The sequence below is a fragment of the Eubacterium aggregans genome (assembly GCF_900107815.1).
Taxonomy (GTDB): domain Bacteria; phylum Bacillota; class Clostridia; order Eubacteriales; family Eubacteriaceae; genus Eubacterium_O; species Eubacterium_O aggregans.
Genome location: NZ_FNRK01000015.1, coordinates 13,763 through 39,601, shown reverse-complemented (window position 1 = coordinate 39,601; position 25,839 = coordinate 13,763). Strand labels below are relative to the sequence as shown.

At 52.0% G+C, this 25,839-nt stretch carries 20 protein-coding genes; 13 read left to right on the top strand and 7 right to left on the bottom strand.

Annotated elements, in window-relative coordinates:
• Positions 1–204: 204 nt before the first annotated feature.
• Complete coding sequence (locus tag BLW33_RS09410) at positions 205–3,678, bottom strand: S8 family serine peptidase (protein ID WP_090308040.1); 3,474 nt, start codon at positions 3,676–3,678, stop codon at positions 205–207.
• A gap of 153 nt (positions 3,679–3,831) precedes the next feature.
• On the opposite strand from BLW33_RS09410, the gene BLW33_RS09405 reads away from it, so the two are divergent.
• From BLW33_RS09405 to BLW33_RS09385, 5 genes are all read left to right on the top strand, one after another.
• A complete protein-coding gene (locus tag BLW33_RS09405) occupies positions 3,832–4,752 on the top strand; it encodes a DMT family transporter (RefSeq protein ID WP_341456155.1) in 921 nt (306 codons plus the stop codon).
• A gap of 37 nt (positions 4,753–4,789) precedes the next feature.
• Positions 4,790–5,476: a response regulator transcription factor gene (locus BLW33_RS09400; protein WP_090308037.1), complete on the top strand. Its 687-nt coding sequence runs from the start codon at positions 4,790–4,792 to the stop codon at positions 5,474–5,476.
• On the top strand, positions 5,463–6,464 hold the full coding sequence (locus BLW33_RS09395) for a sensor histidine kinase (protein ID WP_090308035.1): 1,002 nt from the start codon (positions 5,463–5,465) through the stop codon (positions 6,462–6,464). Before BLW33_RS09400 ends, BLW33_RS09395 begins: the two co-directional genes overlap by 14 nt.
• Positions 6,465–6,548: 84 nt before the next feature.
• Entirely contained in the window at positions 6,549–7,238 is a 690-nt protein-coding gene (locus tag BLW33_RS09390; protein ID WP_090308033.1) for an ABC transporter ATP-binding protein, read from the top strand.
• Positions 7,235–9,775: an ABC transporter permease gene (locus tag BLW33_RS09385; RefSeq protein WP_090308030.1), complete on the top strand. Its 2,541-nt coding sequence runs from the start codon at positions 7,235–7,237 to the stop codon at positions 9,773–9,775. The genes BLW33_RS09390 and BLW33_RS09385 overlap by 4 nt, the downstream gene beginning before the upstream one ends.
• 12 nt (positions 9,776–9,787) lie before the next feature.
• Here BLW33_RS09385 and BLW33_RS09380 read toward each other — a convergent pair whose 3' ends face one another.
• Positions 9,788–10,267 (bottom strand): pyridoxamine 5'-phosphate oxidase family protein, encoded by a 480-nt coding sequence (locus BLW33_RS09380; protein ID WP_242911644.1) that lies wholly within the window; start codon positions 10,265–10,267, stop codon positions 9,788–9,790.
• Positions 10,268–10,287: 20 nt separating this feature from the next.
• Positions 10,288–11,637 (bottom strand): putative bifunctional diguanylate cyclase/phosphodiesterase, encoded by a 1,350-nt coding sequence (locus BLW33_RS09375; protein WP_090308024.1) that lies wholly within the window; start codon positions 11,635–11,637, stop codon positions 10,288–10,290.
• A gap of 161 nt (positions 11,638–11,798) precedes the next feature.
• On the opposite strand from BLW33_RS09375, the gene BLW33_RS09370 reads away from it, so the two are divergent.
• Positions 11,799–12,119 carry a helix-turn-helix domain-containing protein gene (locus BLW33_RS09370; protein WP_090247028.1) on the top strand — a complete coding sequence of 107 codons (321 nt, stop codon included), beginning with the start codon at positions 11,799–11,801 and terminating at the stop codon, positions 12,117–12,119.
• Positions 12,120–12,313: 194 nt separating this feature from the next.
• Entirely contained in the window at positions 12,314–12,817 is a 504-nt protein-coding gene (locus BLW33_RS09365; RefSeq protein ID WP_090308022.1) for a hypothetical protein, read from the top strand.
• 250 nt (positions 12,818–13,067) lie between these two features.
• Here BLW33_RS09365 and hydA read toward each other — a convergent pair whose 3' ends face one another.
• The 4 genes from hydA to ssnA form a co-directional block, all read right to left on the bottom strand.
• Entirely contained in the window at positions 13,068–14,456 is a 1,389-nt protein-coding gene (hydA, locus tag BLW33_RS09360) for a dihydropyrimidinase (protein ID WP_090308019.1), read from the bottom strand.
• 300 nt (positions 14,457–14,756) lie between these two features.
• Positions 14,757–14,927, bottom strand: coding sequence for a hypothetical protein (locus BLW33_RS14135; RefSeq protein ID WP_176966691.1), 171 nt, complete (start codon positions 14,925–14,927; stop codon positions 14,757–14,759).
• A 65-nt stretch (positions 14,928–14,992) separates the two neighbouring features.
• On the bottom strand, positions 14,993–17,980 hold the full coding sequence (ygfK, locus tag BLW33_RS09355) for a putative selenate reductase subunit YgfK (protein ID WP_090308016.1): 2,988 nt from the start codon (positions 17,978–17,980) through the stop codon (positions 14,993–14,995).
• Between the two features lie 22 nt (positions 17,981–18,002).
• On the bottom strand, positions 18,003–19,337 hold the full coding sequence (gene ssnA, locus BLW33_RS09350) for a putative aminohydrolase SsnA (protein ID WP_090308014.1): 1,335 nt from the start codon (positions 19,335–19,337) through the stop codon (positions 18,003–18,005).
• A gap of 474 nt (positions 19,338–19,811) precedes the next feature.
• Between ssnA and BLW33_RS09345 the strand changes: the two genes are divergently transcribed.
• The 6 genes from BLW33_RS09345 to BLW33_RS09320 all read left to right on the top strand — a co-directional run bounded on the left by BLW33_RS09345 (position 19,812) and on the right by BLW33_RS09320 (position 25,761).
• Positions 19,812–20,462 carry a helix-turn-helix transcriptional regulator gene (locus tag BLW33_RS09345; protein WP_090246949.1) on the top strand — a complete coding sequence of 217 codons (651 nt, stop codon included), beginning with the start codon at positions 19,812–19,814 and terminating at the stop codon, positions 20,460–20,462.
• Positions 20,463–20,479: 17 nt separating this feature from the next.
• Positions 20,480–21,694, top strand: a complete 1,215-nt coding sequence (dpaL, locus tag BLW33_RS09340; RefSeq protein WP_090308011.1) for a diaminopropionate ammonia-lyase — start codon at positions 20,480–20,482, stop codon at positions 21,692–21,694.
• Positions 21,695–21,765: 71 nt separating this feature from the next.
• Entirely contained in the window at positions 21,766–23,079 is a 1,314-nt protein-coding gene (locus BLW33_RS09335; RefSeq protein ID WP_090308008.1) for a YgeY family selenium metabolism-linked hydrolase, read from the top strand.
• 29 nt (positions 23,080–23,108) lie between these two features.
• Positions 23,109–24,305, top strand: a complete 1,197-nt coding sequence (gene ygeW / locus BLW33_RS09330) for a knotted carbamoyltransferase YgeW (RefSeq protein ID WP_090308005.1) — start codon at positions 23,109–23,111, stop codon at positions 24,303–24,305.
• A gap of 136 nt (positions 24,306–24,441) precedes the next feature.
• The gene (arcC, locus tag BLW33_RS09325; RefSeq protein WP_090308003.1) at positions 24,442–25,374 is read left to right on the top strand and encodes a carbamate kinase; all 933 of its coding nucleotides are present in this window, start codon (positions 24,442–24,444) and stop codon (positions 25,372–25,374) included.
• Positions 25,375–25,383: 9 nt separating this feature from the next.
• Positions 25,384–25,761, top strand: a complete 378-nt coding sequence (locus tag BLW33_RS09320) for a RidA family protein (RefSeq protein WP_090308000.1) — start codon at positions 25,384–25,386, stop codon at positions 25,759–25,761.
• Positions 25,762–25,839: the final 78 nt, after the last annotated feature.

The following is a 25,839-nucleotide window of genomic DNA, read 5'->3' as shown; positions in this document are numbered from 1 at the left end:
CATTCGTCAATGCGCAAAACTTTCAGTTTTGATAAGATTTAAGGCGGATTTGCTTTCTTAAGTTGATGGCAGCCGAAAGCTCCAGCCCGCAGGGGCGCCGGGGTTCTCGTATTTTTATCATCACTCTGACCTGGGTTTGTCGACACACTGAGAGGTGGCTCGGCCTCCTCTTTGTTCATTTCCCTTCTTTTAGCCGGCTGGTCTTTATTCTTTATAACCCAACTTTTTCTTACCCATATATACGCCTGCAATAATGACTGCCGTCAATGCGGCGAGCAAAGCAATGGCAACCCCTACCTGGCCGGTTTCGCTAAGGCCGGTATTGCTATTGGCCGCCGTTACAGAGGTAGTGGTCTGAGGTTCGACGGTAGGGTCGGGAGTGGGCGATGGTTTTTGTTCCCCAGGATTTCCCGTCGGCGGCGTATACGCCACCGGTGTCGCACGGAAAACCAGATTGTCTGACAGCCCATCCCGATAGCCCAGGGCATAAAACTGACCATTTAAAGAAGCCCCAACATTCTTCGTTGTTTTTTGGCTGCTGTACAACAGTGCGGAATCCCCGCTCCAGGAGGATGTTTGGGTATCAAGGTGCCAGGTGTCCATCATACCTTCCGCTGCAAATGTACTCAGCGTACTTTTCCCAAGGTTTTTCACCGGACCCGTTAGAATCAACCCATGATCGACAGCACCAGCGGCAAAATCCAGGGTCTGTTGTAAATCATAATTGGGATTACTGGCACTGGCATCGAAATAATTATCGTCGTTCTTCGTCCATGTTGATCCATCGAACACCATGGTGTTCCCGTAGGCTGTCGATGCCTTACCCATTAATTTATTGATCACACTGGAATAGCCCCCAGCAACGATCAGGGTATTACCAGATGTATAGGCCACTGAACCGCTGCGCCCTTCCGGCAGCTCGGGCAGGTTTCCGATCACCTGACCAGTGGTGGGATCTACAATCCGCACCGTTGTCAGCGCTTCAAAGGCATCGTCTTTTTGAACATCCCCGCCGATGACCAATAATTGATTACCATAAACCGCCAGGGCCTCGGTTCCGTTCAAATCTGCTTTTACACTGCTCCAGGTATCCCTTTCCGGATCAAAGGTCCCAATTTTGACGGTGCTGGTCTGGCCCTCTGTTTCACTGTACAGCATGTAAATCTTGCTTTTTCCACCCGCCAGCTGGTAAAGGAAGCGCATCCCATACCCCACAATACCCTGGGAGGGCAGCGGGACGGAACGCCAAGTGCCGGTCTGGATATCATAAGCCTCCATATAATGAGTATTGGTTTCCGCCATCATCCCCAGATACAGAAGGGTATGGCCGGCCCCCGCCATGGCAACAGGGATGCCGTCCGCTGAGGTCAGGTCATTCCCCTGGACTTGACCATAGCGTATATCCGGTACCGCGAGATCTGAATATCCACGGTAATCCGGCTCAAGGGTGAAGAAATTCCGGCCCCACTCCCCATCGCTGCGGGTAATGGTCACCTCGGGCATCCCGCTTATGCCATCTGGAAGGGTGACCGTGATTTCCCGGTCTCCCCAGGCTGTCACCGGAGCGGATTCGCCCCCGATGGCAACGGTGCCTACACCGGCACCGAAGAAATAGCCTGTAATGACAGCCGTGCTGCCGGATACCACCAGATCGTTCAACACCGGTACCGGATCGGTAAAGGCCTTTTCTGCATCTGCGTAACCGCCGGAAACGGATTTTTCGGTCAGCCCAGTGGCTTTTGCGGTGCTGCGGTCCACCCCGCCTTTAATCCGGGCAATCATTTCCAGGGCATTTTCCCCCATGGTCCCGCCAGCCGTGGTATACGTTGTGCTGAGCAGCGCCGCCAAGCCGGTAATCATCGGAGTGGCCATGGAGGTGCCATCTGCGTAATAATAATCCGAGGGCTTTGTACCAATGCCAAAATCATCTAAACGGAAGACCGTATCACCGATATTTCCCGTCATGGTCCCAGACAGGCGCAGGACGATTTCATTTCCCTCTAAAGAACTCAGCAGGTCCAGGGGCGCCTTCACCTTTCCCGTGGAAACATTCCAATTGTGATCGGTAAATCTCAACCGCAAGGGCATGGATTGCCCCTGGTAAACCTGGCTTGAGTCCATGGACTGCCAGCTTCCATCAGTCCCTTTTGCCTGAAGGATCAGACCCTTGCCGTAACAAGCGCTTCCCATACTGCCCTGGAAGGCCAGATAGAGGTCCTCCGTTCCGGTTATTGCTGAAAGCTTGTCCTTGTCAAAGCTAAGCTGGATGGAGAAGGTCTCACCATCGGGGATGGCCGATAGATTAATCTGACTTCCCGTATCGCTGAGATAACCCGGAGATGCCGCCGCCTGTGCCGCAGTATCAACTAAGCGACCTGCCTGGTTGTAGAGCTGCAAACGGACAGAAGGAGACCCACCCTCAAAATTCTCATAAAAAACACTGTCTCCAGGCGCCTGAATCCACGGCAGATATTGGACGGGCATCTCGTGGTTATCCATGGGCACCGTGGTATCCGTGGAGGTGGCGGACAGAATCTGCGCCCCTGGAGAAAAGACATCCACCGAGCGCTTGCCATAACAGGTGAAATAGGTCGGATAGCCCTCGCTGTCCATGGCGCCCACGTTTAAAACATAGGGACTGTCCACAAGACCGGAGACATTTAAATCATTATCCGTTCCCTCATTGCCGGCGGCGAAACAGGAAACAACCCCCAGCCGACCAATGGAATCTGAGGCTGTGGAAATCGAATGCATCTGTGTCCCATTGTAGGAAGATGGTCCCCAGGAATTGTTAATGGCTACCACATTTACCCCAGCTTCTTTGGCGGCCTGGATATAGGCATAGCCCTTAATGGCGGACAACAGGTTTCCTCCGCCCGTTTCGCCGAACATTTTGACGCCCATAATTTCACAGTCCTTCGCCACGCCGGCTCCACCCAGGCCATTATCCCATTGGGCGGCAATGACGCCGGCACAGTGTGTGCCATGACCAACGAGGGTATCCATGGGGTCTGTCGTATCTGTTCCCCCTGGATTGTAGCCGTATTTCCCACCGCCCATGCCTGTCAACGCCGGGAAGTTTTCGCCCTCGTCCCACATGACCGCTTCCAAATCTTTATGGCGGTAGTCTACGCCGCTGTCCAGCACCGCCACCACGGGCGTACCTCCGGCAGCAGAAGCCGGGGCCTGGGCCCATGCGTCCTTCACCTTCATATCTGCTCCGGTTAGGCTATTCAGCTGATTATTAAGACCCCATTGATAGGGATAGCCCGGATCATTGGGGCTGCCAATATCGGTCATTTTGAGGATATAATTGGGTTCAGCATATTCCACTGCCGGATTGCTCTCCAAATCAGCAATGATCCCTTCGGTATCACTCCCGGTGACAAGGACCAGGGATTTCTCCGAACCACCCTCCAGGGAAAAGGTGCTGATTTCTTCGGATTCCGGAGTGACAGCCAGCAAATCGGCCGTACTGTAGGCCGATGCCCTCCGCAGCACTGAAGTTTGCAGCGCCGCGGCACCGCCTTTCACGCAGGCGATGACCTCACCTTCCACATAATCAACGCCCGGCGTTCCATAATCGACCACCCCTTCGTCCTGGGCGAATGCAGAAATGGGCAGGGTACCCAGTACCAAGGCGGCACTTAACAATAAGGCGAGTAAGCGTTTTTTCATCGTAGCTTTCCTTTCTATATAAATCGATGATTTTATTATAGATGAATCTGACACTTTTTACAATTCTTAAAGAACGAACGGTTTAAAAAAAGGGATGGTTGTTTTCCTCCCCTGGGTAATTTATGATAAAATAGTATAAAATTTTCTTATAAAATGGAGGACATCACTATTCAAAAAGCACTCATTTATGGAATCCTGGGTTCCTTCTTTTTCGCCTTTACCTTTATCTTCAACCGCAGTATGAACCTGGCCGGGGGATACTGGCTGTGGAGTGCCGTCCTGCGCTATGTGTACACCCTGCCCATTCTTTTTTTAATCCTTTGGAAACAGGGCGGCCTGTACCCGGTGTGGACGGCCGTTAAAAAAAAGCCCGGGTCCTGGCTTTTGTGGAGCACCGTCGGCTTTGGGCTCTTTTATCTGCCCCTCACCCTGGCATCGGTCTATGGCGCCTCCTGGTTTGTGGCGGCCAGCTGGCAGCTCACCATTGTCTGTGGGGTGCTCCTGACACCGCTTTTCGGTAAACGCATCCCGGGGATACAGCTGGCTTGTTCAGGGATCATCCTCCTGGGGGTTTTTCTCCTGCAATGGGAGCACCTGGCCACCACCAGTCTGTCCGACGTACTCCTGGCCCTGGTCTGCATTGTCCTGGCCGCCTTTGCCTATCCCCTGGGGAACCGGAAAATGATGGTCATCTGTACCGCAGAACACCTCACCACCCTGGGCCGGGTTTTCGGCATGACCCTGTGCAGCATGCCCTTCTGGCTTTTGGCCGGAGGCTACGCGGTCATGGCCGCCGGGCCGCCTTCGGCCGGTCAACAATTCCAGTCCTTTATCGTCGCCCTGTTTTCCGGTATCGTCGCCACTTTGCTTTTCTTTAAAGCCACGGATTTGGTGAAGCACAACCACCGCCAGCTGGCCGTAATTGAAGCCACTCAATCCGGGGAGGTAGTGTTTACCCTCCTGGGGGGCATCCTGTGGCTGGGGGATCCCATGCCGTCTCCCACGGGCTTTCTGGGTCTGGCCATTATTATCGGCGGTATGATTGCCAGTAGCCTCACGGCCAAATCGGATTAAAATCTTGTTTGAAAACAAGGAAAGGATTCTAAGTGGAATGAACGGGATATTATTAGTTGAAGATGATCAGGAAATTGCCAAGCATTTAACGGTTTTGCTAGGTGCCGAAGGCTTTTCCGTCATCCACGCCGCCACCCGACGGGAGGCGGTGGCACTCACAGAGGAAAGGTCCTTTGATTTAGCCCTGGTGGATATTTCTCTGCCGGACGGCTCTGGCTTTGCCCTTTACACCGCCATCAAGGCCGCAGGAGATGTCCCCGTTATTTTTCTGACGGCCTCAGATGATGAGGCTAGTGTGGTGACTGGACTGAACATGGGTGCCGATGACTACATCACGAAGCCCTTTCGCCCCCGGGAGCTCATCGCCCGGATCCAGGGAGCCCTGCGCAAAAGCGGACAGACCCCAGGAGCCTTTAAAATCGGCAGCCTTCAGGTGGATACCGCAAAGGGGATCGTTCAGCGGGATGGCCAGGATGTTTTCCTTTCAGCCCTGGAATACCGCCTGTTACTGGTCTTTATCAATGCTCCCACCAGCATCATCACCCGGGACCGACTCTTAGACGAAGTGTGGGATGCCGCCGGAGAATTTGTCAACGATAATACCCTTACCGTCTATATTAAGCGGCTCCGGGAAAAGATTGAGGATAACCCAAGGGAGCCACAAATTATCGTCACCCTTCGGGGCATGGGGTATCGACTGGGGAACGGCCATGCTTCGAAATAAAGAAATTCGACGCTTCACCCTGGTCTTCGCCGCCATCACTGCCGGGGCCCTGGGGGCTGGCTTTGCCATTAATCCCTCGGCCGGCCTGGTCATCCTGGCCTTTGCCACCGCCCTGGGGGGTGCTTTTGGATGCTTTACCCGTACCCGATACCGCCGCCTGGCAGCGTTAGCCGACCAGATTGACGAGGTCCTCCATTACGATGACGCCCTGGTGCTCACTGAAATGGAGGAGGGGGAGTTATCGATCCTAAAATGCGAGATTGCCAAAATGACCCAACGCATCCAGGAGCAAAATATGGCGCTCAAAAAAGAAAAGGCCCATTTGGCCGAATCTCTTGCAGATATCGCCCATCAGCTCCGTACCCCGCTCACCTCTGCTAATCTGATCCTCTCTCTTCTAAAGCAGGATCCCGAAGCGCCCCAGAGGCGGACTCTGCTGCGAGAAAGCGAGGCCCTTTTCGCCCAAATGGATTGGCTGATTACCAGCCTCCTTAAGCTCTCCCGGTTAGATGCCGGCATCGTCTCCTTTCAAAGTGTATCCATTGACCTCCCAGGCCTGATCCATACCGCCCTTACCCCCCTCCGTATTCCCATGGAACTCCACGACATTACCCTGAAACTCCATCTTCCCCAGGGGGCCCAGCTCCTAGGAGATGCTGCCTGGTTGTCTGAGGCCCTGGGGAATCTTCTTAAAAATGGCATGAACAGTGCGGGTGATCACGGCACCCTGACCATTACTGGTGAGGATACCCCATTATTTACCACCATCACCATCCATGACAGCGGTCCCGGATTTAAACCAGGAGAAATCCCCCATTTATTCGACCGCTTTTACCAGGGGGAAGCTGAAAACCCCACCGGTTATGGGATCGGACTGGCCCTCTGCCACAGCATCATCACCCGCCAGGGTGGGCGGATCATTGCAAAAAACCATCCCCAGGGCGGTGCTCTCTTTATCCTCCATTTCCCCAAACCCACCATCCCTTAAGTGACGAATCTCTCACCACATAGTCACCATAATGTCAGTCCACTCCGTTATAATGGGGGTAACACATAAAGGAGACCATCAATTATGGCATTTTTATCAATCGACAATCTTTGTAAGACCTACGGCACGGCGGAAAACCCCATAACCGCCCTGGAACACGTTTCCCTCACCCTTGAAAAAGGAGAATTCACCGCTATCATCGGGTCCTCGGGTTCCGGAAAATCCACCCTGCTCCACGCCATTGCCGGGGTAGATCCCCCCACCAGTGGCAAAATCCTTCTCAATGGACAGGATGTCTACGCTGCCAATAACGAGGCCCTGGCCATTTTCCGCAGACGACAGGTGGGGCTGATTTACCAATTTCACAACCTGATTCCAACATTAACCGTGGTGGAAAACATCACTCTGCCCATCCTGATGGATAAACGGCCGGTGAATGAAAAGCGCCTTGCCGACCTACTGACGCTTCTGGGGCTCACTGACCGAAAAAACCATTTACCCAATCAGCTTTCCGGTGGTCAGCAACAGCGGGTCGCCATTGGCCGGGCCCTGATGAATGCTCCAGCGGTCATGCTGGCTGATGAGCCCACGGGGAGTCTGGACAGCCAAAACGGACAGGAAATCATCCGCCTTCTCAAGGAAAGCCACAAGCGCTACCATCAAACCCTCATCATCGTTACCCACGACGAAAACATTGCCCTCCAGGCTGATCGGGTGATTACCATCTCCGATGGCAAGGTGGTCCGGGACGAAGGGCTGGTGAAACCCTCATGACCATTTTTAACCGCATTGCCCTCCAGGGGCTTAAAAAAAACCGAACCCAAACCCTGGTCACCATTATTGGGGTGATTCTATCCGCCGCCATGATCACTGCGGTGGTCACCTTTGGCACCTCCCTTCTCCATTTTTTAGTCCAGAGCTCCATGGCAAAATACGGGGACTGGCAGGTCGCCTTCTTCAATGTCGATCCTGCCTTTATCCAGGCCCAAGCCGAGGATCCGGCAGTATCCAGTATCGCTTCCTTTGAGGATATGGGGTATGCCTCCCTCGATGATGTCAAAACCCCGGAAAAGCCCTATCTTTTTATCGCAGGCTTTGGGGAGAATGCCCGGGAGACCTTGCCCATCAGCCTGATCTCCGGCCGCCTGCCTGAAAATAGCGCGGAGGTCCTCATCCCCTCCCATCTGGCCCTTAAGGGCGGCATTAAGCTTGCCCTTGGGGAGACTCTATCCCTCACGCTGGGCACCCGAAATGCCGGGGGACAGACCCTTAGCCAACACACCCCCTATACGGTTGGGGAAACCCTTACCCCCCGGGAAGAAAAGGCCTATACCATCGTGGGAACCTATGAGCGCCCTGGATTTGAAGAGCAGTCTGCCCCGGGCTACACGGCCATTACCCAGACCGATTCCACCAACACCGCCATCCCGTCAACCCTCTTTGTCACCTTAAAAAATCCCCGAGATCTCCACACCTATCTCAGTGGGCTCCCGGAGACGACGCCCCATTACCTTAATGAGGATGTCCTCCGTTTTATGGGACTTTCCGATAATGGTCTTTTCAATACCCTGCTGTATACTACCGGGGGTATTCTCATTGCCATTATCACGGTTGGCTCTATTTTTCTGATCTATAATGCCTTTAATATCGCCTTAAATGAGCGGACCCATCAATTCGGTATCCTGTTATCCGTGGGCGCCACCGAAAGACAACTGCAGCACGCTGTTATTTTTGAGGGGTTGTGCATCGGAGGGATGGGCATCCCCCTGGGAATCCTCACAGGAATCGGCAGTATTGCCCTCCTGCTTCCAGTCGTGGCTAAAAATTTCAGTACCATCACCACCAGCAGCACCCCCTTAACCCTGTGGGTATCCCTCCCGGCCCTTGGGGTCGCTGCCGCCGTCAGCCTCATCACTATTTTAGTTTCAGCCTATCTTCCTGCCAGAAGGGCGGCTCATATCCCGGTGATGGACTGTATCCGCCAAACCGATACCATTAAAATCCATGACTCGGCCGTTAAAACCAATCCCCATACCCAGCACCTTCTGGGCCTGGAGGGAACCCTGGCTTTGAAAAATTTTAAGCGCAATAAAAAACGCTATCGCAGCGTGGTGCTCTCACTGACCCTAAGCGTTGTTCTTTTTATGGCTGGAAGTGCCTTTGGAACCACCCTGAAACAGCTTGCAAAAGCCTACACAGTGGAGATGGACGGGGACATTATCTTCTCCGCTGAGGAGATGGGGGAGGATCGCTTTCTAAAGATTAGCGATACCCTTAAAACTGCCAGCGGGGTTTATCGAAGTGCCCTTCAAGCCGATGCCACCTACCCTGGCATCACCTCAAATTTACCCGCCGATTTTGTCAGTGCCTATCGGGCTGCCGAAGGGGACCCCAGCACGGGAGATGCCCTGGCCCTTCCCATTGATGTCCAGTTCGTCTCCGATGAAATTTACACGGACTTTATTAAGAGCCAGGGGCTTCCCCTCTCAGAGTATACTGGCCCGGGGGCAAAGGTGCTGGCCCTTGCCGTCAACAGCCAGGAGCACCGCACCTATTTTACAGGGAGCACCATGACCTTCACCCTGGTCTCTGACTCTGGGGGTACCCAGCAGACCATTGGTGCCACTTTTGTGGATTCCTATCCCTTGGATCCCCTGGCCCAGGCCCCCTCCAAAGCTCAGCCGGTTTATACCTTCATGATGGTCGTTCCCTACCAGCTTAAGGCTCAGTTTGACACCCTGGGCATTCCGGCCCAATATGGCCTGACCCTCTGGTCTGAAACACCGGCCGCGTCCATGGTTCAAATCCAGTCCATGATTAATGAAGCCGGACTCACCACGGAGTACTCCTTGGTCAATTTATCCACCACCGTGGATCTCTTTCGCAATGCAATCTTTGTGGTCGATGTTTTTACCGGCGTTTTCCTTGTTATGATCTCCCTTATTGCCATTGCCAATGTGTTTAATACCATCTCCACCAATATCCGACTGCGGCGGCGGGAGCTGGCGATGCTTCGTTCTGTGGGGATGTCCGAAGGGGATTTCAACCGAATGATGGCCTTTGAATGCCTCTTTTATGGCTTGCGCACCCTTTTGTTTGGTGTCCCCATCTCCGGGCTGCTGGCCTGGCTGATCCACCAGGGCCTGATGGCCCAGGAAAAGCTTGATGGAATCGCCTTTGTCTTTCCCTGGGGCAGTCTGGCCATCAGTACCCTCGGCGTCTTTGCCATCGTACTGACCACCATGGTCTACGCCACCCATAAAATAAAAAAAGAAAATATTATCGATGCCCTTCGGGATGAATTAACCTGATGGTGCAGGTGCTTATTTCTCCTTCACACGCTTTCCTGTCATCTGCTCAATTTCCAGGGCAATAAGCCCCACCCGGTGGATATCCCGGGCAATTTCCATCTCAACCTCTTCGGTGGTGGGATAATATTTTAAGGCAAGCTGCCGAACTTTTTCCTCAATAACCGCTGGGTCATCCACCAGGGTGGCCTGGCCCATAACAATGACACTTCCAATATGCCAGGCCCAATCATCCCCTTCTTTAAAGCCTTTATCCCAGGTGGTAAAGCAGACCTTGCTGCAGTTTTTGATAGCATCCAGCTTATGGCCCGTTCTGGCACAGTGGAAGTAAATCCGATTTTCTGCCTTATCGTAATAAAAATTCATGGGAATCCCATAGGGATAGCCATTATCTCCCATAACCGACAGAACCCCCCGGGGTTCTGTCCTTAAAATTTCTTGACACTCTGGCTTGGATAGCGCTTGTTTGAAGCGCCGCATTGTTCGTGACATCATTTTCCTCCATTTGGCGTCTTTTAAGTCCTCTGGTCCAACATTTTTTCAAAAGCATCCTGGGTCATCGGTTTGGCATAAAGATATCCCTGCAAATAATCGCAATTTTTTTGGCGCAAAAAATCAGCCTGTCCTTGTTTCTCGACCCCTTCTGCCACCACTTTGGCCCCGATGCTGTGGGCCATTTGGATGATTGACGCAATAATTTCTTCTGCCTTCTGGCTTTCTCCAATCCGCCGTATAAAGTAAAAATCTAATTTAATGATGTCCTGTTCAAAATCAAGGAGGGTGGCAAAGGACGCATACTCTGTACCAAAGTCATCAATGGCAACCGAAACGCCACGAAGCTGTAACACCCGCAATCTTGCCAGATTAGCCTCTGTCAGGCTGGAAAGAGCCGTCTCTGTAATCTCCAATCCAAGGCTTCCCGATGGTATACCACTCCTTTCCAAAATCTGACCGATTTGATCCAATATATGATCATCATAAAAATCCATTCGGGAGAGATTAATGGACACCGGCAACAGCACCTTTCCCTGTTTCTGACGCTTTGCCAACCAGGCACTCACACCATGGGCAACAAAAAGATCTAAAGCAGTAATGTACCCACTGCGCTCAAGGACTGGAATAAAGCTTCCGGGAAAGAGCAGGCCTCGCTCCGGGTGTGTCCATCGGACCAGGGCCTCTGCAGAAACAAATTGGTCCGTCCGTGCATCCACAATGGGCTGATAATAAATCACAATTTCCTTCCGGGCAATGGCCCTTTGAATCCCACTGACAATCTCTTGTTCTTCAAGGTATCCATTCTCCATAACAGGGCGATAAACCGCATAGGGCTGGGTGTAGCCATCCTCAATAAATCCCTTAGCCAGCTTCGCCCGATCACACATCTGTGCCACACTCAAGGAATCCTCCTGTACAAGATAAACACCAACGTGTAGATTAAGGCAAAGTAAACCATCCGGACTGTCCCATGCCTGCTGACAAAAGCTGGTCAATAAAGAATAATTTAAAGCCTGCTGACGCACCAAACAGACAAAATGGTCGGATTCCATCCGGCCAATCACCAGTGGATCTATCGCTGATTCTGCCAGGGCCCGGGCAACCTGGATTAGCACATCATCACCGACTTCTTCATCAAAGCGCAGATTAATTATTTTAAAGCCTTTAATATTAAAGGATAAAATAGCATAGCCCCCTTGAGCACCACCGTTGTCCAGAATCCGGGCAGTCTCTTCTAAAAACCCCAAGCGGTTATATACTCCCGTTATTCTATCATAAGTCATCCATTGGCGATAGGACCTGCGCATCCATCCTTGTCGTAGCAAAATGATCACAGCTATCGTCAGTACCGTCAACACGAACGGAATCATCGCGATCCCCCTTTTCCATTCTCTTCCATAATATCTATTTTAATTATATTTTATTTTGATTATATATGAATTATTTAGATAGGTCAAAGGAAATCACTATTGAAATCAGATATATTTTTATTTTTATATAGTAGAATTGTTGATAAGGATGGTGTCTTAAAATGGATCAGGATCGCTTTATCAAGAGGCTCATTGAGCTACGAATCGACAAGGGTGTCTCTGCCCGGGATATGAGTTTATCCCTTGGCCAAAGTGCCGGTTATATCAACAATATCGAGAACGGAGTCAGTTATCCTTCCATGGCCGTTTTTTTCTACATTTGCGACTTCTTTGGAATTACGCCCAAAGAGTTTTTTGATATGGATTCCCATCATCCCATCGAAGAACGCACCTTATTAAGCACCATTAAAAGCCTAAATTATCGCCAAATCGAGCATTTGACGGCCATCGCTGAGGATTTAGGAAAAACACACGAACACTGACACTGGGATTAAATCATTAACATCCGCATCCATTCCTTTGCCGCCCCGGACATTTCTTCACCCTTTATTGTGCAACGCAAAAAAATACGTTGCATAATGCAACGCAAGTTGCAACGTATTTTTGCGATGTATTCTTGTGGATTTTGGACGGATTTGTGATAGGATAAGGTTAAAAAATTCGATGGAGATGCAATATGGATTTTAAAGAGATCAAGCGCTTATACATCCGTGAAAGACAAAATCAAAAGAACGCGATCGTTGACTGGTTATTGTCTGAAGGGTTTAACATTTTAACCATGAGTGGCAAGATTTCAATTTCACCACATTTAACAGGGTCCGGGAAAACAACTTACACTTCAGATTCCAGAATAAAATCCTATGATTTATCCAACTGGAAATGGATATCAGCAAGAAATGGCGAAAGAGAATATTTAATATCTTTGCAAGCTTTCGACATTGACCCTAAAACGCGGGATCGGCATGTATTAATGGACCGCATTGGAATTTATATCTATCCAAGGGGCAAATACAATCCAGAAGACTGCGTTGAAAAAATGATAAACACAGATATCGATTTGCCGATGGATCAAGAAAAATTTGTTCTATTGAGAAAATTACTAATGTGCGTGGACCAAGTGCCTTGGCGCGGTCATCAATCGAGCGCTCAGCCTGTCGACAAACCCAGGGAGGGGAGCTGATAAAAATACGAGAACCCTGGCGCCCCTGCGGGCTGGCGTTTTCGATTTCTATCACATTAAGAAAGCAAACCCACCTGCAACCTTATCAAAACCAAAGGTTTTGCGTACTGACGAATGAGCGGTTTCGCTTCATTCGTCAGCGCCTGGGGTCCGGGGTGAATCTTTTTTATCCGCTCCCTGACCGCGTTAAGGCACTTTGTCTACGCTCTTAGAGCGGTCATCAATCGACCGCTCTTTTATTGTATTATTTCTAGCTGCCAACGTGCTCAGCCACACAGGCTTCCCGGGGAATATACCGCCCGCAGTCCTCTTGGATGACCACCCCATTTTCGACAACCACCTGGCCCCGGAGCACAACGGTGTCCGCCCGGCCAACGGTGGCCATGCCTTCGTAGGGGTTATAGTCCACGTTCATGTAGAGATCGGCGTAATGGATGGTTCCCCGGGCTTCGGGATCCCAGATAACCACATCCGCATCGCTTCCCGGGGCGATGACGCCCTTTCGGGGGTACATCCCAAAGATACGGGCGGGATTTTCGGACAGAAGAGCCGCCATTTGCCCCGAGGTCATCCGGCCAGTGGCCACCCCCAAGGTGTACATGAGCAGGGGGCGGGTTTCCACGCCAGGCATCCCGTTGGGAATTTGGCTGAAATCCGCCATACCGGCATCCTTTCCCCCCACCATATTGAAGCTGCAATGATCGCTGCCCACCGTATCCACTACATCCTCGGTAATGGCCTGCCACAGGGCGGCCTGGTCCACCTTCTTCCGCGCTGGAGGGGCAAAGACGTATTTAGCGGATTCGAAGTCATCCGTGTAACAGCTGTCATCCAGGGCCAGATACTGGGGACAGGTTTCGATGAGGACCTGCTGGCCCCGATCTCGGGCGGCCAGGCAGTGGCTTAGGCCCCGGGCGGTGCTTAAGTGGACCACATAGGCCGGGGCACCTGCTGCCTCGGCAATGGCCAGATACCGATCCACGGCTTCCGCTTCCACAAACCCCGGGCGGGATAGGGGATGGGCGGCCGGAGTGAGATGCCCCAGTTCCCGCTGCTCTGCCGTCAGGGCTTCCACCAAATCGCCATTTTCGCAGTGCATACAGCTGAGGCCTCCCATGGCATCAATGGCTTCCAGAGCTTCAAAGATGCTGCGGTCATCACAGCGCAGGGAGGGGTAGGCCATGTAGAATTTAAAGGAGGAGACTCCCCGGGCGCGCATGTCCACCAGCTCCCGTCTTGTGGTGTCATTCCAGTCTGAAATGGCCATATGAAAGCCGTAGTCGCAGCTGCACACCCCTTCGCTCATGGCGAACCAATGGTTCAGCCCCTCTTCCAGGGTTTCCCCTCGCTCCTGGGTGGCAAAATCTAAAATCGTGGTGGTCCCTCCGGCGATGGCACCCAGGGTCCCGCTTTTAAAATCATCGGCGGTATGGCAGGTGCCGGTGGTGAGATCCAGATGGGTATGGGGGTCGATAAAGCCCGGAAAAACCAGCTTGCCGCTGGCATCCATCACCTCGGCGCCATCGACACTGATTTCCGGTGCCACCTCTACAATTTTTTCATCCTCAATGAGGATATCACATTTTTCGACGGACCGGGGGGAGACCACCTGTCCATTCTTTATGATTATACGTTTCATGGGTTGCCTTTCTTTTGATTAAATGAATGCAGAGGCGATGAGAGGTTGTGAGTTGGTGTCCCCCTTCTCCTTTTAAATCACTTTTTTCTACATCTTCATCAACGCAAGCGTGCCTACAATGGCGGTTGAGAGTTGCCCCAGGCTGTCCCGGTGGGGATTACACCGGCGGAGCCATCGGGACGGACTGAGCCGTGCTCTGGTTTGCCGCCAACAAAGGCATCAGAAAACAGAGAGTGTATAAGGGCTCACATTGTAAACTAAAATAGCTGCGCCGTTGAGGGACCTTTATGAGTGTTCGGCTTAAAGCAGTAACCGACAATATCCGTTAAACATTTGATTAATCAACAGACCCCGAATTGGCCCAGCCTCTGCCATCAGCGGCAAACCAGCAAGCACTGCCTGTCCGGATCCGCCGGCGCAGCGGTGTAATCCCCACCGGGACAGCAGCCGCCGCCAACCACGCCCCGCCATCTTTCCTCCAACCACAGCAACCCCTCCGGCAAGGGAGAGGTCGTTGTAGTACTATTTTGAACTATTTAAATCAGGTAATTGTAGTGATTAACGACGGCTTTTAGGATATCGTTAATTCCAGCGGGAATGCACGGATCACCGATGGTGGTCTGGAGCACTTCGCCATCCAAGCGAAGGGTTACCTGGTTGCCGGTTCCCAGGAGGAACCCACTGTTGGTACTGTTATCCAGGTCGTCCTGGGTATGGAACAGGGTGAACTTATCCTTGTAGGGTGCACTGTCATAGGGACAGAACATCATGCAGTTGCCGCATTCATTACACATGCGGTCCACATGAATGATCTGACGCATTTTGTGGTGGGGCACGGTGATGGCAAGGTTCGCCCGGTTGGGGCAAACATCCATACAGGATTCACATACGGCAGAGCATTCCAGGCAACGCACATCTTCCTGATCGGGCGTGGTGGGTTCTGCCAGGATGCCCCGTTTTTCCAGGGCTTCATCGTAGTCCATGTCCATTTCAACGGCATCATTATCCACAATGCCTTCAAGGCCCAGGATATGATTCACCGCTTTACGGGCATCGGCAATGGCCCGTACCACAGTGTCTGCACCGAGCTGGGCATCTCCGGCGATAAAGATATTATCCCGGGACATCAGGGTTTCGCTGTTGACGTCCACCCGACCACGAGCGGTCAGGCCCAGGCCATTCTTTTCAAACCATGGGCCATCGATTTTCGCACCAACAGATGCGATAACCGTTGTGGCAGGGATTTCCATGGTTCCATCCGTGGGTTCCGGCCGACGGCGGCCACTTTCGTCCGGGGCGCCCAGCTTCATTTCCCGACAGGTCAGGGTCGTGCCATTGTAGGCCTCCGGTGAGAGGAGCTCGTAGAAACGCACCCCATCCTCTAAAGCCAAGGCCAGCTCTTCTTCATCCGCAGGCATTTCCATGACGGTCCGACGGTACACCAAGTGAACACGTTCCACGCCATCCACACGGGTGGCTACCCGGGCAGCATCCATGGCGGTATTCCCACCACCGATGACGACGACATCGGTGCCTAAGTTCAAGGCTTCCGGCGCTTTGTTGAAATCCTCCAGGAACTCCAGGACATTGATGGCCTGGGTGCCTTCCAGACTATAGGGACTGGGTGCCCAGGCCCCGGTGGCGACGATGATATACTTGAATCCTTCGGCCTTTAAGGCTTCCACATCCTCAATTTCTCTCCCGGTCACAACGGTGACGCCCAGGGCTTCCATTAAGGCGATATCATGATCGATGGTTTCGCCGTCGATCCGGAAATCCGGAATGACGTGGTTCACGATCCCACCCAGGGAATCCTTGCGTTCAAAGATGGTGGCATCCACCCCGGCACGGGCCAGGAAGGTGGCGGCGGAAATCCCAGCGGGACCACCACCGATAATGGCGACCTTGGCATCTGTTTTGGCAGATACTGCCTGGATATCCTTTAACAGGGCATCAAAGCCCAGCTCGGCGGCATCCAGCTTAACGTCCCGGATGCAGACGGATTTTTCGTAGAAGTTCCGGGTACACTTGTCCATACAGCGATGGGTACAGATGGTCCCGGTGATGAAGGGCAGGGGATTCTTCTGGGTAATGACCGCCAGGGCTTCCTTGGATCTTCCCTGGCCAACCAGCGCCACATATTCCGGGATATCCTGGGAGATGGGGCAGGTTTCAGTACAGGGCGCGATAAAGCAATCCACCAAGGGGACCTTTTTATCAATCTTACGGGAGGGCAGGGGCTTGATGGCGCCCTTCACATTGTGGGCATTGGTCCGTGCCCGTTTTGCCAAAGCAGCCAAGGCAGCGGGTTTTAAGGGCAGGGCTTCCTTGAAGTTTACCTGGGACAGGGCTTCAGCCTCCTGGAGCTCGCGGTTATATCCGCCGGGCTTTAAGAGGGTGGTCGCCTGGGTAATGGGCCAGATGCCAACCTTAAAGATATCGACGATGTTAAAGGCATCCGCACCACCGGAGAAGGAGATGCGCAGATCCCCGTCAAAGGCATCTGCCAGACGGTGGGCCAGCTCGATGGAGCAGGGGAAGAGGGAACGGCCGGACATATACATATCCTCGCTGGGCAGAATGCCATCCACCACCTTCTGGGGGAAGGTATTGGTAATCTTCACACCAAAGGCCAGATCCTTGGCTTCAGCTTCCGCCTTCAGGCGGCCGATCATGGGAACCGCATCCACAAATTGCAGGTCATGGAGGAAGTGATAATCATCAAAATCCATATAGCCGTAGCCCATGGTATCTAAAATCGCCCGGGCATCCTCATAACCCAACATGGTGGGGTTACATTTTACAAAAGTGTTGAGCCCCTTGGTATTAATGAGATAGCTGGCAATGCGTTCGATTTCCGTGGGCGGGCAGCCGTGGAGGGTAGATAGGGTAATGGAGCGGCTGACCCGGGGAGAGATCCCCTTAATATAGTCGGCATCAATATTTTCAAAATTATCGGCAAAATCCAAGGCTTCTGCCACACATTCCTTCCAAATGGCGGTTTCCCGGGCATTCTTCATGCCTTCGATATAATCGTCAATTTTCTTGGAGGTAATGCCTTCGTAGTCGTAGCCCACACTCATATTGAAGATAAAGCCATCGGGGCTGCCGAAGCCGTATTCCGCGGATAGGAGTTTTAAAAGGAACCATGCCTTGACATATTCATCAAAGGCTTCCGGTACCGTCAGTTCCGTGGACCACTCGCAGTTGTAGCATTCGTCGGGTGCGGCGATGCAGGGCTTGGCCACGGGCAGGTCTTCACCATCCAGGGTCTGGACGGTTTTGAGTTCAAAGAAACGGGCACCGGCCACATAGGCCGACACGATGTTCTGGGCCAGCTGGGTATGGGGGCCAGCAGCTGGGCCAAAGGGGGTTTCCAGCATTTCACCAAAAAGGCTGATCCGTTTATTATCATCCTTGGCGTAAAATTTACTGATGCCGAAGATGGTGCCTTCGGTATCGTATTCCGTGGTAATCCAATTTAACATTTCGCCAAAGGGAATGGCGCGCATACGATCACTCATTGTTAACTCTCTCCTTCAATTGCTATCTTTTGTTAATCCGATTTGCCAGCTTCTGGGCTTCTTCCCGACCTTTAGCCAGGACAGCTTCCTCGTCAATGCCCTGAAGCACACGATCCTGCATGAGGACCTTCCCGTTACACATGGTGGTGACGGTGGAGCGGCCGCACATCCCAAAGAGGATGTGGGAGTTGGCGTTATCTGCGTTCATGGGGGTGGTGGGAATGTAGTCCGTGACGATGACATCAGCGGCAGCACCGGCTTCCAGCACGCCCAGCTTTTTCCCAAAGGCCCGCTCAGCGATGATGGCGTTATTGCCGAAGAGCATGGTAGGGATTTCCCCCCAGGCCACATTGGGATCACAATTATAATGCTTGTGCAGAATATTGGCCACCTTATAGGATTCGATCATGTCATTGGTGTAGCCGTCGGTGCCCAGGCCTAAGGTCAGGCCTCTGCGCATCAGCTCCAGCACCGGGGGACAGCCAACGGCGTTGCCCATGTTGGATTCCGGGTTATGGACCACCATGGTGTCCGTAGCCTTTAGGATTTCCATTTCTTCACCATTAATATGGATGCAATGGATGGCCAAACTGTTGGGACCTAAGATGTTTTTATCAAAGAGACGGTTAACCACCCGTTTATTGTATTTTTTCAGGGAGTCGTACACATCGTCCAGTCCTTCGGCGACGTGGACATGGTAGCCCGCACCTTCTGGTTTTTCTGCGTTGCAGTAGTCCAGGGTTTCATCACTCAGGGTGAAGGCGGCATGAAGGCCAAACATCCCGTGGACCATCCCGGAGGTATCAGCCTGGGCCGCTTTGATGAAATCGACATTTTCCTTAACCGCCGCCTTCATCTTTTCCTGACCGTCCCGGTCCGATACTTCGTAGCACAGGCTGGTACGCAGGCCTAATTCCTTGGCCACATCGGCGATGGTGAAAAGGCTGCCTTCGGTCTGGCCGTAGCTGGCGTGGTGATCAAAAATGGTGGTCACCCCCTGCTTAATGCAGTCAATGTAGGTCGCGTAGGCACTGTACTTATTGGCATCATTGTTTAAGTTACGGTCCAGGGTCCACCACAGGCCATCTAAAATATCCATGAAGTTTTTAGGGTTGTGGCCGTCAATGGACAGGCCTCTGGCAAAGGTACTGTAAATGTGGTTGTGGGCATTGATCAGCCCTGGCATAATCACGCCGCCCTTGGCATCGATAAACTGGGCATCGGGGTATGCTTTTTTCATTTCCGCAGTGGTGCCGACTGCCGCGATGGTGGTGCCATCCACAGCCACGCAGCCATCCTCTAAAAAGGGCGTTGCTTCCGCGCGGGTAATCATCCGGCCATTTCCAATTAAAATCATGATTTTCTCCTTTTATTATCAATACGTGGATTTGGAGTTGTCGCGCAGGGCAAGCTCTGAGGGTTCGGTTTTAGCGCCACACTCCCCGGTTAAAAACGTGTGAGAAGGTTGTGAGAAATGCGATAATAAAAATTTATTAACTGATGATAATGTAACACGTTTTCCATTCTAATGCAAGCCTTTTTATCAAATTATTTATCAAAACAAGGCGGATAGATCCTAGGGCCTTTCTGAAATGGTCCACCGAAAATTCCCTTTAATAGGAAGGGATTTCAAATACTTTTAAGATTATTGGCTCCAGAAGCCGCATTAAATAATGGTTTTCAATTTTAATAATATTTTTTTATTAAAAATTCAAAAAAGACTTGCATTGCCCCGGGGATGGTGCTATGATAATGATAGACCAAACAATTTGTTAGGTTTCCAAATGATTTGTTAGGTCTCTGTGAGAAGAAGGATGTGAAGGATGATACAATGGATGAGAACAGGTTAAATTTGTTAACACAATTGGCCCGCGGTATCGCAAGCCAATTCGGCAGTAATTGTGAAATTGTGATCCACGATTTAAAGGGGCCCAACCCCGAAAATACCGTCGTCGCTATTGAAAACGGTCATGTGACTGGCCGGAGCCTGGGGGATGGTCCATCCCACGTGGTGCTGGAAGCCTTAAAGAAGGATCCAGATTCCCTGACGGACCATTTGGATTACATTACCAAGACGAAGGATGGTAAGATGCTGAAGTCCAGCACCATGTACATCCGGGACGCTGCAGGACAGCCTGAAGCCATCTTCGCCATCAACTATGACATCACCAGCCTTTTAATGGTAGAGAATGCCCTGGGCTCCTTAATCGGGCAAACGCCGGATGAGCCTGCAGAAAACATTCCCAATAGTGTGGCGGACCTTCTGGACGACCTCCTGACCCAGGCGGTACGCCTGGTGGGTAAACCCGTTGCACTGATGACCAAGGCCGACAAGGTCCGGGCCATCAACTTCCTCAATGATGCTGGCGCGCTGCTGGTAACCAAATCCAGCGAAAAAATTTCACAGTATTTTGACATCTCCAAGTACACACTATACAGCTACATCGACCAAAATGATTCAAAAGAAAAAAGTAAATCATAAAGGAGAACACGCACACGATGGATAAGATCAAATGGGCATCCAACACGATGCCGAAAACGGACGATAAGGAATTGGCCGTCATGGCTATTCCCGCTGTGGAAAAGGCCAAAACCTTCCACATGAGCTTCCCTCAGTACACCGAAACCCCCTTGGTGAGCCTCGCCGGAATGGCGGATTATCTGGGGCTTTCTGAAATGTATGTTAAGGACGAATCCTACCGCTTCGGCCTCAACGCCTTCAAGGTACTCGGTGGCTCCTTTGCCATGGCCCGCTACATCGCCCAGAAGCTGGGTAAGGATGTGTCGGAAATCGACTATGCCTACCTGACCTCGGATAAGCTCAAGGAAGAATTTGGACAAGCCACCTTCTTCACCGCTACCGATGGGAACCACGGCCGGGGCGTTGCCTGGGCCGCCAATAAGCTGGGTCAGAAAGCCGTGGTCTTTATGCCTAAGGGAACCTGCCAGATCCGCCTCGACAATATCTTAAAAGAAAATGCCGAAGCCTCCATCACCGATGTCAACTACGACGACTGTGTGCGTATGGCCGCTGCAGCAGCTGCCAAAACCGAAAACGGTGTCGTCGTCCAGGATACCGCCTGGAAGGGCTACGAAGAAATCCCCGCATGGATTATGCAGGGTTACGGTACCATGGCTCTGGAAGCCGCCGCACAGCTTAAGGCTGCCGGCTGTGAACGTCCCACCCATGTGTTCGTCCAGGCCGGTGTTGGTTCCCTGGCCGGAGCCGTACAGGGTGTCTTCGCCAATCTGTTCCCGGACAATTGCCCCACCACCGTCATCGTGGAAGCCGAAGCCGCCAACTGCTTATATCAGTCCGCTGCCGCCGGAGATGGGGAAGCCCGGAACGTCGATGGTGACCTCGATACCATCATGGCAGGTTTAGCCTGTGGCGAACCCAACACCATCTCCTTTGAAATTCTAAAGAATCATTCCACCGCCTTTGTTTCCTGCCCGGACTGGGTAGCCGCTAAGGGCATGCGGATGCTGGGTGCTCCCGTAAAGGGCGATACCCAAGTGATCTCCGGTGAATCCGGTGCCGTCTCCATGGGTCTTTTGGCCGAGCTGATGACCAATGCCGATTACGCCGACTTAAAAGACGCCATTGGCCTGGATGAAAACTCCAAGGTCGTGTTCTTCTCTACTGAAGGGGACACCGACCCGGAACATTATCGCGAAGTCGTCTGGAATGGCCTGCACCCCAGCTACAAATAATACAAACGGTCAATTCAATCATCCCCTTAATACATAAAAACCACCAATATAAAAAAGAGAGGTAAACACAAATGGATTACAAAGCAATCAAAGAAGCAGCCCAGGCCTATCAGGCCGACATGACCAAATTCCTCCGGGAAATCGTTAAGAACCCTGGCGAAAGCTGTGACGAAAAAGCACATATCGACCGCATCGCAGAAGAAATGACGGCCCTCGGCTTCGACAAGGTCGAAATCGATCCCCAGGGGAACGTTATCGGCTTCATGGGAACCGGTGACAAACTCATCGGCTTCGATGCCCACATCGATACCGTGGGTATTGGGAACATCGATAACTGGGACTTCGATCCCTACGAAGGCTACGAAAACGACACCGAAATCGGTGGTCGTGGGGTATCTGACCAGTGTGGCGGGATTGTTTCCGCTGTTTACGGCGCCAAGATCATGAAGGACTTAGGCCTCATCCCTGAAGGCTATGCCGCTATGGTTACCGGTACCGTCCAGGAAGAAGACTGCGATGGCCTGTGCTGGGAATACATCATCAAAGAAGATAAATACCGTCCGGAATTCGTGGTTTCCACAGAACCTACCGATGGTGGGATCTATCGGGGACAACGTGGCCGTATGGAAATCCGCATCGATGTCCAGGGCGTATCCTGCCACGGTTCTGCTCCGGAACGTGGAGACAACGCCATTTACAAAATGGCGGATATCCTCCAGGATGTCCGTGCCCTCAACGAAAACGATGCGGAAGACGGCACTGAAATCAAGGGCTTAGTCAAAATGCTTTCTGAAAAATACAATCCGGAATACAAAGAAGCCAACTTCTTAGGCCGTGGGACCGTCACCACCTCCCAGATTTTCTACACCTCCCCCAGCCGTTGCGCTGTAGCAGACTCCTGTGCCGTGTCCTTAGACCGCCGCATGACCGCTGGCGAAACCTGGGAAAGCTGCCTGGATGAAATCCGCGCGCTGCCCGCTGTGCAAAAATACGGCGACGATGTCAAAGTATCCATGTACAACTACGACCGTCCGTCCTACACTGGCTGTGTCTACCCCATCGAATGCTACTTCCCAACATGGGTTATTCCAGAAGATCACACCGTGACTGAATCCTTGGAAGATTCCTACAAAGCCATGTACGGCGACGAACGGATCGGTGCTGCTGAAACCGTGGAAATGCGGAAAGCCCGTCCATTAACCGACAAATGGACCTTCTCCACCAATGGTGTGTCCATCATGGGCCGTAATGGCATCCCCTGCATCGGCTTTGGCCCTGGTGCAGAAGCCCAGGCCCACGCCCCCAACGAAAAAACCTGGAAACAGGACCTGGTCACCTGTGCTGCTGTCTACGCTGCCCTGCCGGCCATCTACGCTGCCAAATAATTTAAAACCATCTATAAGGAGTATATAAAATGGAACAATTACAAAAATATATCGATCGCCTCAACGAACTGAACTTCAAAGAAATGTACGAAAATGACTTTTTCCTGACCTGGGAAAAGACGGATGACGAATTAGAAGCAGTCTTCACTGTAGCCGACGCCCTGCGTTATATGCGTGAAAACAACATCTCCACCAAAATCTTCGAAAGCGGCCTGGGCATCTCCCTTTTCCGAGACAACTCCACCCGTACCCGTTTCTCCTTCGCTTCTGCCTGTAACCTCTTAGGTCTGGAAGTCCAGGATTTAGACGAAGGCAAATCCCAGATCGCCCATGGCGAAACCGTCCGGGAAACCGCCAACATGGTCTCCTTCATGGCTGACGTCATCGGGATTCGCGACGATATGTACATCGGCAAGGGCAACGCCTACATGCACGAATTTATGAACGCCACTGATGAAGGGAACAAGGACGGCATCTTAGAACAGCGCCCAACCTTAGTCAACCTCCAGTGCGACATCGACCACCCCACCCAGGCCATGGCCGATATGCTCCACATCATCCACGAATTTGGTGGTGTTGAAAACTTAAAGGGTAAGAAACTGGCCATGACCTGGGCATACTCTCCTTCCTACGGCAAGCCTTTATCCGTTCCCCAGGGGATCATCGGCCTGATGACCCGTTTCGGAATGGACGTTGTTCTGGCTCATCCTGAAGGATACGAAGTGATGCCTGAAGTGGAAGAAGTGGCTGCTAAGAATGCTGCTGCCACCGGCGGCTCCTTCAAGCGCACCAACAGCATGGAAGAAGCTTTCCAGGATGCCGACATTGTCTATCCTAAGAGCTGGGCTCCCTTCGCTGCCATGGAAAAACGGACCAACTTGTACGCAGAAGGCGACCAGGCTGGCATCGACGCCTTAGAACAGGAATTACTGGCTCAGAATGCAGAACACAAAGACTGGACCTGCTCCGAAGAGATGATGGCAAAGACCAAAGATGGTAAAGCCTTATACCTCCACTGCCTGCCCGCTGACATCAACGGTTTAAGCTGTGCAGAAGGGGAAGTGGATGACACTGTCTTCGATCGCTACCGTGTGCCGCTGTACAAGGAAGCCAGCTTCAAACCTTACATCATTGCCGCTATGATCTTCTTAGCAAAAGAAAAAGATCCTCAAGCAACCTTGAAAGCACTGGCAGACCGCGATGTCGCCCGTTTCTTTTCCAAATAATCTGACTCCTTCAAAATTTTAATCAATCAACATTCACACTGTCGGGACTGCCCTTACATCTGGGTAGTCCCACCTCCTTTAAATCAATAGTACTAACTAAATCATTACGAATCCAACGAGAGCGAGAATAACTATAATGGGTAAAAAAATCGTCATTGCTTTAGGCGGCAACGCCCTGGGCAATAATTTACCAGAACAAATGGCTGCGGTAAAAGAAACCGCTAAAGCCATCGTTGACCTCATCGAAGAGGGCAATGAAGTCGTCATTTCCCACGGTAACGGCCCCCAGGTTGGTATGATCAACTTAGCCATGGGTGAACTGGCCAAGGTCGATCCCGGTAATCCTGTGGCTCCCTTATCCGTCTGCGTCGCCATGAGCCAGGGTTACATCGGCTACGACCTGCAAAATGCCATCCGGGAAGAACTGTTAGACCGTGGTATCCAGAAACCCGTTTCCAGCATCATCACCCAGATGCGGGTGGATCCTGAGGATGCGGCTTTCCAGAATCCCACCAAGCCCATCGGCCGCTTCATGACCAAAGAAGAAGCCGACCAGATGGTAAAGGAACGGGGATATGATATAATGGAAGATGCCGGACGGGGCTATCGCCGCGTCGTCGCTTCTCCCAGACCTGTTGAAATCGTGGAAATTGAAACAGTCCGGGCCCTCATCGATGCCGGACAGGTGGTCATCGCCGCTGGCGGCGGTGGTATCCCGGTTTATGCCCAGGGTAACCACTTAAAGGGTGCTGCAGCCGTGGTCGATAAAGACTTTGGCAGCTGCCTTTTAGCCAAGGATATCGATGCAGATTGCCTGATCATCTTAACGGCGGTGGAAAAAGTCGCCATTAACTTTGGGAAGGAAAATCAGGAAAACTTGTCCGAAATCTCTGTGGAACAGGCCGTGGCCTACGCCAATGAAGGCCAATTTGCACCGGGCTCCATGCTGCCAAAGGTACAGGCTGCCATGGATTTCGCATCGTCTAAAGAAGATCGCTTTGCCCTCATTACCCTCCTTGAAAAAGCCAAGGATGGAATCCAGGGGAAAACCGGCACCATTATTAAATAGGAGGTTCTTATGAACAAAACAGCAATCAACGCTTCCCAGGCTCCTGCAGCCATCGGCCCTTATTCCCACGCCAACGCCATTGGGGATACGATTTTTATCTCCGGCCAGCTGGGTGTGGATCCTCAGACCGGTGATTTAGCCGATGGCGTCGTCGCCCAGGCTACCCGCGGCTTCGAAAACCTGAAGATTATTCTAGCCGAAGCCGGCAGCAGCTTGGAACAGGTTGCCAAGACCACCGTTTTTCTGGCGGATATGGCCGATTTTGCCGCTGTGAACGAAGTATATGCCAAATACTTCACTTCTGATTTCCCTGCCCGCTCCTGTGTGGCCGTTGCTGGCCTGCCAAAGGGTGCCTTATTCGAAATTGAAGCCATAGCTACCCGCTAGGCGAACTCAAAATCCTAAGGGGCTATCGCATAGAAAAGTTCCCCACAGATGTCCGTCATATAAAGTACATTTAAGGTC